This is a genomic window from Rhizobium esperanzae (assembly GCF_014197615.1).
Lineage (GTDB): Bacteria > Pseudomonadota > Alphaproteobacteria > Rhizobiales > Rhizobiaceae > Rhizobium > Rhizobium esperanzae_A.
Genome location: NZ_JACIFY010000001.1, coordinates 47,697 through 60,435, shown reverse-complemented (window position 1 = coordinate 60,435; position 12,739 = coordinate 47,697). Strand labels below are relative to the sequence as shown.

Sequence of the window (12,739 nt, the reverse complement as noted above, 5' to 3'; positions counted from 1 at the left end):
TCATCCTGCCGATCACGCCCCGGTCATCGCCTTTTTGAGTTCGATCGTCATCTGCTCCATCTGCTGCTCGGCGAGCCCCCGCTTGCGGCGCCCCTCCTCCTGCACCTGCAGCACGCGGGATATCGTATCGATCAGATCCCTGTTTGCCTTGGCGAGCGTATCGATATCGACGATGCCGCGCTGCGACTGCTGCTCGATCGATATCGCCTGGTCCTTCATCATCTCCGATGCCTGGCGGATCATGTCATTGGTGGCGTCGGTCACCACCTTCTGCAGCTCGAGCGCCGATTTCTGCCGCGTCAGCCCGAGCAGGATCACCATCTTCTGCTTCCAGGCCGGCACCGTCAGTGCCGAAGTCGCCTGCAGGTTCTCGATCAGTGTTTCGTCGCCCGCCTGGACGATTCGGATCTGCGGCAATTGCTGAATGCCGAGCTGGCGGGCCTGCTGCAGGTAGAAGACCCGCTTTTCCAGCCGGTCGAGCGCCTGCAGGCTGTCCTGATAGGTCTGCGCCTCCAGCATGCCGCCGCCGGGGCCGGTCGCAGCCGCCTCGGCTTGCGCCTTCAGCTTCGGCAGCTCGACGCTGCGAAACCGCTCGGCAAACGTCTTGCCGGCCTGCACATAGGCCTCGAGCCGCATGATCGACTGCCGGGTTTCCTCATGCAGGTCGTCGAGCAGCGCGATGTCGCGCCTCAGCGTATCCTTGTGACGGTCGAGTTCCAGGCCGATCCGGTCGATCTGGCCGGCCACGTCCTCGAACTCCGCCTTGAACCGTTCGAGCCGGGCCTTGGCGGAGAGAAATATGCGGCTGAGAAAACCCTTATCCTTCAATGACGCCGGATCGAGGCTCTTCGACTTGAGGATGATGTCGGTCAACAGCCGGCCGACTTCACCGAGATCCTTGTTGCGGACCTCGCGCAGGATCCGGTCGGCATAATCGCTGACCGATTGCTGGGCACGGTCGCCATAGACCGAGATGCCGGCGCGGTCGGAGATATCGATGCTATCGGAAATGCGGGCAATTTCCGCCGGGTCGGCGGCGACAACCGGCAGGGCGGCGTTTTGGACAGTCGCGAGATCGGTATCGGCCATCGGGCTTTCCAGGCTTGCGGGGCATAATCGTCTGGAAGCCCATCTTCGCAATAAACGGGCCCCATCGCGATGGACTGGCCGCTAGGATCGCACCGACACAAAGAACAGGACGACAAAAGGCGACTCAATCATCGCTAGTCGCCGCACAATAGTGAAATTTATGATACAGTTTTATGACAGTCGAAAACCCCGAACGCCTACTTGCAAACCTCGGCGTTGTGATCGAGCAGTTCCAGCTTGGCGAGCTTGCCGGTGAGGACGAAATCGCCGTAATCCATCGTCAGGTCGCGAGTGATGCCGTTCTCATAGAGCTTGAAGGACATGCGGTAGACCGGCAGGGCATCCGATTTCGCATTCTCGTTGAAATAGGCGATCGTCACCGGCCAGAAGGCCGTTTTTGAGAAAGCGCCGGCATTGCCGGCATCGGCCTCGTCGGCAACCGGCGTCTGCTGCTTGCCGACGATCGTCGTCGTCACCAGCGATTTGTCGCCGTCGTCAGAGCCGTCGAAGACGCGGGCCTCGAAGAAGCGCTTGCCGTCCTTGGCGTTCTGGATCACGTCGAGCATATGTTCCGTGGGAAAACGGCTTTCGGCCAGCTGCAGTTCGCGGCTCGACGGCTGTTTGAGATCGACCTTGACGCCATCCGGCTGATCCTGAGCCGCACCGTTGACCTCCTTGTCGAGCTGATCATCGGTGAAGGATTTTGTGTCGAAGGTGAACTTGCCGTCCTTGAGATTCTCGAAGGTCTTCGTCTGCTGGTCGCTGACACGTACGCTGTCGCCGGTGTCGATCTGCGTCACGAAGCGGAAATTGGTGGTGAAGCCCTGGCAATAGCTGCCGTCGAACTCATAGACCATGCGGCCGTACATGCCGGCGATGCCGGAGCGGTCCGAGGCGTCCTTCAGTTCCAGATCGTAGACCGCGCGATGTGCGACGAGGCCGGTCGCGATCGCAGCGCTTACCGCGGGCGCAGCCGCCCATGCATTGGCGGAAACGCTGGCGAGAAGCAAAGCGACAAGACCTGATCGGAACATTCATTAACTCCTGTTGGACTCGGCCGCGATGTTATAATAACGCTTTCGGCCAAATCGAGGCTCGAAACTGTCATATTAAAGATTCCAGTCTTGATGCATAATTTTTGAAGAATTGACAACAAAAGCGGAGACGAAAATGTCCGATGAAATTGCATCACGCCTGACTGAGATGGGGATAACCCTGCCCGAAGCCGCAGCACCTGCTGCAAATTACGTTCCCTACGTCATCAGCGGCAATCTTCTCTATATCTCCGGCCAGTTGCCGCTCGAAGGCGGCAAGATCGCCGTGTCGGGCCATCTCGGCAAGACCGTCGACGTGGCAAGCGGCCAGCGCGGCGCCGAACTCTGCGCCATCAACATCCTTGCCCAGGCGAAGGCGGCTCTTGGCGGCGATCTCGGCCGTATCCGGCGCGTCATCAAGCTGAATGGCTTCGTCGCCTCGGCGCCCGACTTCGTCGAGCAGCATCTCGTCATCAACGGCGCTTCGAACCTGATTGCCGGCGTGCTCGGCGAGGCCGGCAAACATGCACGTGCCGCCGTCGGCATGGCCGCCCTGCCGCTGAATGCCGCGGTCGAAATCGATGCTATCATGGAAATCGCAGAATGACCAATGCAGCCTGGATCAGGGACCTGCCGGTCGCCCATCGCGGCTATCACGACCTCAACCGAGACGTCTGGGAAAACACGCTTTCGGCCTTTTCGCGCGCCGTCGAAGCCGGTTTTGCGATCGAATGCGATCTGCATTACGCCTCCGACGGCGTACCGGTCGTCTTTCACGACGAGGACCTGCAGCGCCTGTGCAATCTCAACGGCGATGTACGCGAGCGCACCTCCAGGGAACTCGGACTGATCGCAATCGGCGGCACGAGCGACAAGGTGCCGACGCTGCGTCAGCTTCTCGATCTCGTCCAGGGCAAGGTGCCGCTGGTACTGGAGCTCAAGGGTCGCGAGACCGATGACGAAGGTTTTGCCGAAGCCGTTCTCGAAGTGCTCGAAGGCTATCAGGGCAAGGTTGCGCTGATGAGCTTCGACCACTGGCTGCTGCGCGATCTGAAGGCGCTTGGCTCACCCTACCCGCTCGGGCTGACCGCCGAGGGCAGCACACCGGAGGCGTTCGCGACGCATGCGGATGCGATGGGGATCGGTCTCGATTTCATCTCCTACTATTATGACGACCTGCCGAACGCCTTCATCACCGGCGAACGCGAAAAGGGCATTCCCGTCATTACCTGGACGGTGCGGGACGAAGAGGCGCGCCGGCGAACCTTCGCCAATGCAGATCAGATGACCTTCGAAGGTTTCGACCCGCGTGCGGTTTGACGCTCGCTTTTTGGCCAAGATCATGCGCAGACTGAAACAAAGCCGAGACCATCCTCCCACAGGCTTCGCATCTGCCGCATGACCGAAGAACTATCCATTCGCGTAGAACGCTCCTTCACCGCGATTTCCCCGGAGAGCTGGTCCAGGCTTTCCGGGGCGTCGAAGAGTGGCACCACGCTTGCCTATAACCCCTTCGTTTCGCATGCCTTTTTGTCGTCGCTGGAGGAATCCGGTTCGGCCAGCGCCGAGACCGGCTGGCTCGGCCACCACCTGCTGCTCGAGACCGATCGAGGCGAACTGATCGGCGCCCTGCCCGGCTATCTCAAGAACCACAGCCAGGGCGAATATGTCTTCGACCATGGCTGGGCCGATGCCTTCGAGCGGGCCGGCGGGCGTTACTACCCCAAACTTCAATGCTCCATTCCGTTCACGCCGGCGACAGGCCCGCGTCTTCTGGTCACTGAGGGGCTGCAGCGGCTGCCGATTCAGAGCGCGATCGCCGAAAGCCTGAAGGAGGTCGTGCGCCGGCTCGGCATCTCGTCTGCCCATATCACCTTCGTGCCGGATGAGGAGATCGGCGTCTTCGAGATGGACGGCTATCTGCACCGCACCGACCAGCAGTTCCATTTCATCAATGACGGCTATGCCAATCACGAGGAATTTCTGGAAACGCTGGCTTCGCGCAAGCGCAAGGCATTGCGAAAGGAGCGCCGCGCCGCGCTCGAAAACGGCATCAGCATCGACTGGCTGACCGGCAGCGACCTGACGGAACGGATCTGGGATCAATTTTTCAAATTCTATATGGATACCGGCGGGCGCAAATGGGGCCGCCCCTACCTCACCCGCAAATTCTACTCGCTGATCGGCGAACGCATGGCCGACGACATCCTGCTGGTCATGGCCAAGCGCGATGGGCGCTATGTCGCCGGTGCGATCAACTTCATCGGCGGCGATACGCTCTACGGCCGTCACTGGGGCTGCATCGAGGATCACCCCTTCCTGCATTTCGAGGTCTGCTATCACCAGGCGATCGACTTTGCGCTTTCGAAAGGGCTGAAACGGGTCGAGGCCGGCGCCCAGGGCGAACACAAGCTCGCCCGCGGCTACCTGCCGGTGACGACGCATTCGGCCCATTACGTCGCCCATGCCGGCCTTCGCCGGGCGATCGGCGATTATCTCGCCCGCGAGCGCGCCGATGTCGAACAGATGAGCGAAGTGCTCACCGAGCACAGTCCGTTCCGCAAGGGCGAGCGCCAGCAGGAGGATTGACGCCGCCCTGCCGGCCGCGCTACCCGATCAACGACTGCATGAAGAGGAGATTTCGCGATGACCAGCGCCTATGACGACAACAACATCTTCGCCAAGATCCTGCGCGGCGAAATCCCTTCGCACCGCATCTACGAGGACCAGCATACGGTCGCCTTCATGGATGTGATGCCGCAGGCGCCAGGCCATGTGCTCGTCGTTCCAAAGGCGGCGTCGCGCAATATCCTCGATGCCGATCCGGCCACCCTCACCCATGCGATCTCCGTCGTCCAGAAGGTCGCCAAGGCGGTCAAGGACGTCTTCGACGCCGATGGCGTGTTCATTGCCCAGTTCAACGAACCGGCGGCAGGACAGACGGTCTTTCATCTGCATTTCCACGTCATCCCGCGCCACGAGGGCGCAGCACTCAAGCCGCATTCCGGCAAGATGGAGGACGGCGCCGTGCTTGCCGCCAATGCCGAAAAGATCAGGGCGGCACTGGCGTAAGGTCGACCTGTCCGTTTCAGCCAAAAACCAAAAAGGCCGCGAATGACGCGGCCTTTTTCATTCTGTGACGAAAGCTCACTTCTTGCGCGGAACCTTCGGAACCGTGCTGCCCTTCTTGGGCGCGTCGCGGACTTCAGGCTCGGCCTGCGGCACCGTCTTGGCGCGGGTCTTGGGCGCTGCCTTGGTCTTCAGCTCGCCATCACCCTCTTCGTCGGCTTCGGGATGCACGACTTCGGCTTCCGGCTTCGGCTTGATCGGCGCCGTGTCCGGAATGGCCTTGAGCACGATGCCGGGCTTGCCGTCTTCCTTCGGGCCGACCGTGACGTTGACGACGCCGCCCTTCTTCAGCTTGCCGAAGAGGATTTCGTTGGCCAGCGGCTTCTTGATCGTGTCCTGGATGACGCGGGCAAGCGGGCGGGCGCCCATCTTCTCGTCGTAACCCTTTTCCGAAAGCCAGGCGATCGCATCCTCATGCAGGTCGAAGGTGACGTTCCTTTCGGAAAGCTGCGCCTCAAGCTGCATGATGAACTTCTGCACGACCTTGTGGATGACGGCCGTCGGCAGCGCCGCGAACGGGATGATCGCGTCGAGACGGTTGCGGAACTCCGGCGTGAACAGACGGGTCAGCGCCTCCTCGTCCTCGCCGGTACGCTTGGACGAGCCGAAGCCGATCGCGGCCTTGGCCATTTCGGAGGCGCCCGCATTGGTCGTCATGATCAGGATGACGTTGCGGAAGTCGATCTTCTTGCCGTTATGGTCGGTCAGCGTGCCGTGGTCCATGACCTGCAGCAGGATATTGTAGATATCCGGATGCGCCTTCTCGATTTCGTCGAGCAGGACGACGCAATGCGGGTGCTGGTCGACGCCATCCGTCAGAAGACCGCCCTGGTCGAAACCGACATAGCCGGGAGGCGCTCCGAGCAGACGCGACACCGTATGCCGCTCCATATATTCCGACATGTCGAAGCGCAGAAGCTCGACGCCGAGCGACGATGCCAGCTGCTTTGCCACCTCGGTTTTGCCCACACCGGTCGGGCCGGAGAAGACATAGGCGCCGATCGGCTTGTTCGGCTCGCGAAGGCCGGCGCGCGCCAGCTTGATCGAGGTCGAAAGGGCTTCGATCGCGATGTCCTGGCCGTAGACGACCGAACGCAGTTCCTGCTCGAGATTGGCAAGCACCGCTTCGTCGTCCTTGGAGACGGTCTTCGGCGGAATGCGCGCCATCGTGGCGACCGTTGCCTCGATCTCCTTTTCGGTGATCAGCTTGCGGCGCTTCGACGGCGGCAGCAGCATCTGGGCCGCACCGGTTTCGTCGATCACGTCGATCGCCTTATCGGGCAGCTTGCGGTCGGAGATATAGCGGGCCGAGAGTTCGACGGCCGACTTGATGGCATCGTTCGAATACCTGAGGTGGTGATACTCTTCGAAATAAGGCTTCAGGCCCTTCATGATCTCGATCGCATCATCGATCGACGGCTCGCTGACGTCGATCTTCTGGAAACGACGCACCAGCGCCCGGTCCTTCTCGAAGAACTGGCGGTATTCCTTGTAGGTGGTCGAACCGATGCAACGGATTGCGCCCGATGACAGGGCCGGCTTCAAGAGGTTCGATGCATCCATCGCGCCGCCGGAGGTAGCGCCGGCGCCGATCACGGTATGGATCTCGTCGATGAAGAGCACTGCGCCCGGATATTCTTCCAATTCCTTGACGACCTGCTTCAGACGCTCCTCGAAATCGCCGCGATAGCGCGTGCCGGCGAGAAGCGTGCCCATGTCGAGCGAGAAGATCGTCGCATCTGCCAGCGCTTCGGGAACCTTGCCTTCGACGATGCGCTTGGCAAGGCCTTCGGCGATCGCCGTCTTGCCGACGCCGGGATCGCCGACGTAGAGCGGATTGTTCTTCGAACGGCGGCACAGGATCTGGATGGTTCGGCTCACCTCGGCGTGACGGCCGATCAGCGGGTCGATCTTGCCGCCCTTGGCCTTCTCGTTGAGATTGACGCAATAGGCCTTCAGCGCATCCTGCTGCTTCTTGGGGCCGCCCTCTTCCTCGCCGCCGCGTGCGGTCGGCTTGCTGCTTTCGGCCTCGTCCTCGGCGCCGCGCGGAGGACGCGCTTCCGAAGCACCCGGACGCTTGCCGATGCCGTGGGAAATATAGTTGACGGCGTCGTAGCGGGTCATCTCCTGCTCCTGCAGGAAATAGGCGGCATGGCTTTCGCGCTCGGCGAAGATCGCAACGAGCACGTTGGCGCCGGTCACCTCTTCGCGGCCGGACGACTGCACATGGATGACAGCCCGCTGGATAACCCGCTGGAAGCCGGAAGTCGGCTTCGAATCCTCATCATAACCGGTGATCAGGTTGGACAATTCGTTATCGACATATTCGACGAGCGTCTTGCGCAGAGCGTCGAGATCGACATTGCAGGCCCCCATGACCGCGGCAGCATCGGCATCGTCGATCAGGGCGAGCAGCAGGTGCTCGAGCGTCGCATATTCGTGATGCCGCTCATTGGCAAAGGTCAGTGCCTGATGGAGCGCCTTCTCTAAGCTAGGCGAAAATGTTGGCACGTTCAGATCCTCACTTCTTTTCCATGACGCATTGCAGCGGATGCTGGTGCTGCCGGGCGAAGTCCATCACCTGGCTGACCTTCGTTTCCGCTACCTCGTATGTGAATATTCCGCATTCGCCGACGCCGTGGTTATGGACATGGAGCATGATGCGGGTGGCACTTTCACGATCCTTTTGAAAAAAACGCTCCAGAATATGGATGACGAATTCCATGGGCGTGTAGTCGTCATTCAAAAGCAGCACGCGGTAGAGATTGGGCTTCTTGGTCTTCGGCTTGGTGCGCGTGATGACCGAGGTTCGATTTCCGTTCTCCCCGTTCCTTTCACTATCGTTCTGCATCCGGATCGGCTTTGCGATCATTGTCATTCATTCCTCAAGCAATCCGGCGGAGCATGGGAGGGTGCTTTTCCCGCCGAATATCTGAAACACTAACTTAGTTCATAATAGGCCGATTTTAAGCCCCCTGTCAGTCACTGCAATCAAGAAATGGCCGGCATGCACGGGAAAGACTAAAAAAGTCCCCGGCCGATCCATGCAGACGCTGCGGCGAAAGTGGAAACAAAAAAGACCGGCTACAGATGCGTAGCCGGCCCCGGTATTTCAACATATAGCGCAGGTTGCGCTATTTAAATCAAATCATGCTGCGGCAGGCGTTGCCGGCGGTGCCTGGCGGGTCGCCTTGGTGACGGCAGCAGCGATCGGCGCCTCATAGGGCTTGTAAGCGGACTTGGCGAGATCGGCATACATTTCACCGAGCTTCGTCGTCTCGGAGACCAGGCCTTCGAAATAGGCCTTGACGTAATTGGTCTGCAATTCGAAAGCGGCCTCGAAGCTCTTGACGCCGGCCAGCGTTTCGAAATGCGTCACCGCATCCTGAAAGGATTTCTTCGAATAGTCAGCGGCTTCGGCGGCGATCGCCTGGAATCCCCTGGTCGTGTCGGAATAGGTTTTCAGCGCCGTATCGACGGCTTCCTTGCTCTTCCTGTTTGCATCGTCAAAGTTGAACATGACCGTCCTCCGTTGGGCTGTGGGATGGCGGCAGGGTAGCTGCAACGCACAAATAGTCAAGTAGTCTTGTGCGTCGCAAAACATCCAAAAGTTGTGCTACAACAATAAAACAGTGAATGCGCGCCGGGGCACGTACGTCTTTAACTGATTTTGCTAATATATATCACAAAGCCACAACCGGAAGCTTCAAAAGAAATTTTGTCCGGCGGCAAAAAAATAAAAAAACCGGGCGGAACGTGCCGCCCGGTCGTCTTGAAGCTTTCGAATGCGATCAAAGATCGACGTCGAGGATCGCCATCGAAAAGTTGTAGGAGCGGTCGCCGTCCTCGTCATCGACATAGACGACGCCCAGAAATTCTTCGCCGAGATAGACTTCCGCAGAATCATTCTTGCGCGGACGCGCCTTGACGACGATCTGCGGGTTCAACATGCGTTTGAAATAGGCGTCGAGCTTCTTGATTTCTTCTGGCTTCACTCTGTCATCTCCGTAAACGGTCTTGATTGGCCGCTTCTTGCACAGGAAAAGCAGCGGTGTAAAGGCGGGCCTGCCGCTCGGCAATTTCTATCCCCGCACCGGCCCGCCGACTTTCTATCCTTTTTCAACAGGCGCTCAGATATCGGCGCCGATCACCTGGTCCATGTTGCGCGACGGCTCGGAACAACCGGCTTCGCCGACGACCTTGGCCGGCACGCCGGCGACCGTCTTCTTGGGCGGCACCGCCTTCAAGACGACCGAACCGGCTGCGATGCGCGAGCAGAAGCCGATCTCGATGTTGCCGAGGATCTTGGCGCCGGCACCGATCATGACGCCGCTGCCGATCTTCGGATGGCGGTCAGCGCCCTCCTTGCCGGTGCCGCCGAGTGTGACGCCGTGCAGGATCGAGACGTTGTCGCCGATGACAGCCGTCTCGCCGACGACGAGGCCGGTGGCATGATCGAGGAAGATGCCCTTGCCGATCCGGGCGGCCGGATTGATGTCGGTCTGGAAGACGCTGGAGGAGCGGCTCTGCAGATAGAGCGCGAAATCACGCCGGCCGCGGTTGAGCAGCCAATGGGCCAAGCGATGCGTCTGCAACGCATGAAAGCCCTTGAAATAAAGTACCGCTTCCATGAAGCGCAGGCAGGCGGGATCGCGATCGTAGATCGCCTGGATGTCGACACGCAGGATAGAACTCCATTCCGGCCAATCGAGAAGCATTTCCTCGAAGGTCTGGCGAAGCAGGTTCGCCTGCATGTCGGGATGATCGAGACGTTCGCAGATGCGGTGGATGACGCATTCCTCGAGCGAATGATAGTTGATCACGGTCGAATAGAGAAAGGCGGCGAGAACCGGGTCCTGTTCGGCGGCAAGCCGGGCTTCCTCGCGCAGGCTATCCCAGATGGGATCCATCACCTTCAGCGGATGGCCTGTCTCAAAAGCACGGATGTCAGTCTTTGCGACCATCGCCGCTCTCCTCGTTGCCATCAGGAAGGCCGTTTTCGGAATGCCAATATATAGAGGAAAACGCCAGTAACATAAATGGGTGCCCTCGCTATCGTTTTTTAGGTGAGGTTTTACGACATCACGATGATGTCACTGCCCGGCGATGTTCCCGTAGAAGGCCAGAACCGCCTGCTTGAAAACCCTGTCGCCGACGGCGAGCATATGATCGCGGCCCGGAATATCGAGCGCTTCGGCATTGGGCATCAGCGCCGCCAGTTCCTGCGGCGAGCCGGCAATATCATCCTTGGTACCGACGCCGATCAGTGTCGGCATGTCGAGCCTTCCCATATCCGAGCGGGGCACGAGATCACGCGAGCCGCGGATGCATTGGGCAAGGGCGACGCGGTCGCTTTTCGTCTGCTCGGCAAAGGCGCGGAACATGCGGCCGCGGTCATGCGTCACCGCATCCAACGAGGGAGCCAGCAGCGCATCGGCGATCGGGTCCCAATCGCCGACGCCATCGGTCATGCCGATACCGAGGCCGCCGAGCACCAGCGAGCGGACGCGATGCGGATTGGCAAGGGCGGCAAAGACCGAAATGCGCGCGCCCATGGAATAGCCCATGACATTGGCTTCCGGAATGCCGAGATGATCCAGCAACGCGATCGCATCGCCCGCCATCACCCAGGGACGATAGGCTTCGGCATCATGCGGCTTGTCGCTGGCGCCGTGACCGCGGTTGTCGATGGCGATCACCCGGTAGCCGGCGTCACCCAGCGTCTTCAGCCAGCCCGGATGCACCCAGTTGACGTTTGCCGTCGAGGCAAAACCGTGGATCAACAAGACGGGCACGCCGGAAGGATCGCCTTCGTCGAAAAAGGCGAGTTTCAATCCGTCATGGGCGAAGCTTGAAAATGTGGGCGTATTCAGGTTCATCGGGTCTTCCTTTTGGCGCGACCATAATCGAGCCACCTTTCAGCGTGAAGCCAAAAACTGCGGCTGAAAACTGTGCTTGGCGCGGCGCTTTGGCTCTACACATTTACGGCGAAGGCTTATAAGGTCCGCGCAGATTTCAAAGCATTCGGAGAGCGACATGGCCGGCCACAACATTCCCCACTTCCAGAACGACGGCGGTCACCGCGTTATCGAGGTCGGCGTCAAGGAATTCATGTGCACCGGCGCTTCGGCCCCCTACGACCATCCGCATATCTTCATCGACATGGGCGACGACAACGAGAAGGTCTGCTCCTACTGCTCGACGCTCTATCGCTTCAATTCGGCGCTCAAGCCCAGCCAGACCAATCCGGCCGGCTGCGTTTTCCACGTGAAGGCAGCGTAATCAGCCCAGGTCGGGATCGGACGGACAATGCCGGTCGAACATGCCGCCATCATCGGCGCCGGGATATCAGGGCTGACTGCCGCCCTTTCGCTTTCGCGGCGCGGCATCAGCTCTGAGATTTTCGAGCAGGCGGGTGAACTCACCGCAATCGGCGCCGGATTGCAGGTTTCCCCCAACGCTTCCCGCATCCTTGCCGAACTCGGCATCCTTGAAGAACTCTCGAAGGTTTGGCTCGAGCCGGAGATGATCCGGCTGATATCGGGCAGCTCGCTGCGTCAGCTCGCGGCGGTGCCGGCGGGAAAATTCGCGCGGCAGCGCTGGGGCGCTCCCTACGGCGTCCTGCATCGCACCACATTGCAGAAAGTCCTGCTGGCTGCGGTCGAGGCCGATCCGCTCTGCCGGCTTCATCTCGGCGTGCGGATGGAATCGGCCCTGCCGTCTTTCGAGCGGGCCGCCGATGTCGTCATCGGGGCAGACGGCGTCTGGTCGAAGCTGCGGCCATCCGTCGCCGACAGTCCCTCGCCGCGTTTTTCCGGCAATATCGCCTACCGCTTCACCATTGCCGAAACGGAAGCGCCGGGTTTTCTCGACCGGTTGAGCGTTTCGGCGTTTCTCGGTGGATCGGCGCATCTCGTCTGCTATCCGCTGAAGGAAACCGGTAGTTTCAACATGGTGGCGATCACCGCCGGCAACAGTGCGCCGCAGGCCTGGCAAAGTGAGGCGACGGAAGAGCAGCGCGCCCAGCTCAGAACACGCTTTTCCGGCTGGAACACCGCGATCGTCTCGCTCTTCGAAAACCGGAAGCTGACGTTCTGGCCGCTGTTCGAAACCACCACAGGCGCATGGCAGGATGGCCGCGCGACGGTTCTGATCGGCGACGCCGCACATGCGATGATGCCTTTTGCCGCGCAGGGAGCGGCCATGGCGATCGAAGATGCCTATGAACTCGCTGCGTTTCTGTCGAACCATCCGGCGGCCGAGGCCCTGGCGCTCTTCGAAAAACATCGCGTGCCACGCATTGCGAAGCTTCGCCAGCGCGGCGCCTTCAACCGGTTCGCCTATCATGCCAAGGGGCCAATCCGGATCGGCCGCGATCTGGTGCTCGGGCTCAAGCCGCCACAAAGCCTGGCGGCCGACCTCGACTGGATCTACGGCTACCAGGCTGTGCGCCAGCCATAAGCGCGGCAGGCGCCACCAATCCCGCT

Annotated in this window: 14 protein-coding genes; 6 read left to right on the top strand and 8 right to left on the bottom strand. The window is 60.3% G+C overall.

All coding sequences use genetic code 11. The annotated features are described in order from the left end of the window. Nucleotides 1-12: 12 nt before the first annotated feature. Nucleotides 13-1,089 (bottom strand): toxic anion resistance protein, encoded by a 1,077-nt coding sequence (locus tag GGD57_RS00340; RefSeq protein ID WP_184465811.1) that lies wholly within the window; start codon nucleotides 1,087-1,089, stop codon nucleotides 13-15. 197 nt (nucleotides 1,090-1,286) lie between these two features. Then, nucleotides 1,287-2,123 carry a cell envelope integrity EipB family protein gene (locus tag GGD57_RS00335; protein WP_184465809.1) on the bottom strand — a complete coding sequence of 279 codons (837 nt, stop codon included), beginning with the start codon at nucleotides 2,121-2,123 and terminating at the stop codon, nucleotides 1,287-1,289. Between the two features lie 136 nt (nucleotides 2,124-2,259). Between GGD57_RS00335 and GGD57_RS00330 the strand changes: the two genes are divergently transcribed. The 4 genes from GGD57_RS00330 (at nucleotide 2,260) to GGD57_RS00315 (ending at nucleotide 5,195) form a co-directional block, all read left to right on the top strand. Continuing rightward, on the top strand, nucleotides 2,260-2,730 hold the full coding sequence (locus tag GGD57_RS00330; RefSeq protein WP_184465807.1) for a RidA family protein: 471 nt from the start codon (nucleotides 2,260-2,262) through the stop codon (nucleotides 2,728-2,730). Beyond that, nucleotides 2,727-3,443 (top strand): glycerophosphodiester phosphodiesterase, encoded by a 717-nt coding sequence (locus GGD57_RS00325; protein ID WP_184465805.1) that lies wholly within the window; start codon nucleotides 2,727-2,729, stop codon nucleotides 3,441-3,443. Before GGD57_RS00330 ends, GGD57_RS00325 begins: the two co-directional genes overlap by 4 nt. Before the next feature lie 78 nt (nucleotides 3,444-3,521). Beyond that, on the top strand, nucleotides 3,522-4,712 hold the full coding sequence (locus GGD57_RS00320) for a GNAT family N-acetyltransferase (RefSeq protein WP_184465803.1): 1,191 nt from the start codon (nucleotides 3,522-3,524) through the stop codon (nucleotides 4,710-4,712). Between the two features lie 57 nt (nucleotides 4,713-4,769). Continuing rightward, nucleotides 4,770-5,195, top strand: coding sequence for an HIT family protein (locus GGD57_RS00315; RefSeq protein ID WP_010068625.1), 426 nt, complete (start codon nucleotides 4,770-4,772; stop codon nucleotides 5,193-5,195). A 75-nt stretch (nucleotides 5,196-5,270) separates the two neighbouring features. Here GGD57_RS00315 and clpA read toward each other — a convergent pair whose 3' ends face one another. The 6 genes from clpA to GGD57_RS00285 all read right to left on the bottom strand — a co-directional run bounded on the left by clpA (nucleotide 5,271) and on the right by GGD57_RS00285 (nucleotide 11,131). Continuing rightward, nucleotides 5,271-7,763 carry an ATP-dependent Clp protease ATP-binding subunit ClpA gene (gene clpA, locus GGD57_RS00310; RefSeq protein ID WP_184465801.1) on the bottom strand — a complete coding sequence of 831 codons (2,493 nt, stop codon included), beginning with the start codon at nucleotides 7,761-7,763 and terminating at the stop codon, nucleotides 5,271-5,273. 10 nt (nucleotides 7,764-7,773) lie between these two features. Continuing rightward, nucleotides 7,774-8,124: an ATP-dependent Clp protease adapter ClpS gene (gene clpS, locus GGD57_RS00305; protein WP_037094677.1), complete on the bottom strand. Its 351-nt coding sequence runs from the start codon at nucleotides 8,122-8,124 to the stop codon at nucleotides 7,774-7,776. Between the two features lie 276 nt (nucleotides 8,125-8,400). Continuing rightward, nucleotides 8,401-8,772 carry a phasin family protein gene (locus GGD57_RS00300; protein WP_085737141.1) on the bottom strand — a complete coding sequence of 124 codons (372 nt, stop codon included), beginning with the start codon at nucleotides 8,770-8,772 and terminating at the stop codon, nucleotides 8,401-8,403. 271 nt (nucleotides 8,773-9,043) lie between these two features. Beyond that, nucleotides 9,044-9,247 (bottom strand): DUF3126 family protein, encoded by a 204-nt coding sequence (locus GGD57_RS29350; protein WP_085737140.1) that lies wholly within the window; start codon nucleotides 9,245-9,247, stop codon nucleotides 9,044-9,046. A gap of 135 nt (nucleotides 9,248-9,382) precedes the next feature. Next, nucleotides 9,383-10,216, bottom strand: coding sequence for a serine O-acetyltransferase (gene cysE, locus GGD57_RS00290; protein ID WP_184465799.1), 834 nt, complete (start codon nucleotides 10,214-10,216; stop codon nucleotides 9,383-9,385). Between the two features lie 129 nt (nucleotides 10,217-10,345). Beyond that, nucleotides 10,346-11,131, bottom strand: coding sequence for an alpha/beta fold hydrolase (locus GGD57_RS00285; RefSeq protein ID WP_184465797.1), 786 nt, complete (start codon nucleotides 11,129-11,131; stop codon nucleotides 10,346-10,348). A 157-nt stretch (nucleotides 11,132-11,288) separates the two neighbouring features. On the opposite strand from GGD57_RS00285, the gene GGD57_RS00280 reads away from it, so the two are divergent. After that, a complete protein-coding gene (locus tag GGD57_RS00280) occupies nucleotides 11,289-11,534 on the top strand; it encodes a zinc-finger domain-containing protein (RefSeq protein WP_085737137.1) in 246 nt (81 codons plus the stop codon). A gap of 27 nt (nucleotides 11,535-11,561) precedes the next feature. Further along, nucleotides 11,562-12,713: an FAD-dependent monooxygenase gene (locus tag GGD57_RS00275; RefSeq protein ID WP_184465795.1), complete on the top strand. Its 1,152-nt coding sequence runs from the start codon at nucleotides 11,562-11,564 to the stop codon at nucleotides 12,711-12,713. The last annotated feature ends 26 nt before the right edge of the window (nucleotides 12,714-12,739 follow it).